The sequence below is a fragment of the Paraburkholderia sp. SIMBA_053 genome, assembly GCF_046534895.1.
Lineage (GTDB): Bacteria > Pseudomonadota > Gammaproteobacteria > Burkholderiales > Burkholderiaceae > Paraburkholderia > Paraburkholderia caledonica.
The window spans coordinates 1-278 of the sequence record NZ_JAWRXU010000561.1 but is presented as its reverse complement, the minus strand read 5'-3'; the positions used below and the strand labels follow the sequence as shown (position 1 = coordinate 278).

The window sequence follows — 278 nt, the reverse complement described above, 5'->3', positions numbered from 1 at the left end:
TTGCCGCTCACGTTCACGGACGCGCCATGCGTGAGGTGTCCGCCGTGTGCGAGCGACATGCCGAGAATCGTGTCGCCCGGTTTCAGCACGGACAGATACACGGCCTGATTGGCCTGCGATCCCGAATGCGGCTGCACGTTTGCATACTCGGCATGGAACAACTGCTTCGCGCGATCGATGGCGAGCTGCTCGACCACGTCGACGTGTTCGCAGCCGCCGTAGTAGCGACGGCCGGGGTAGCCCTCGGCGTACTTGTTGGTCAGCACCGAGCCCTGCGA

At 64.0% G+C, this 278-nt stretch carries 1 pseudogene; it reads right to left on the bottom strand.

The annotated features are described in order from the left end of the window. Positions 1 to 278 (bottom strand): annotated as a pseudogene (glyA, locus tag SB753_RS36860) (serine hydroxymethyltransferase); the annotation flags it as partial.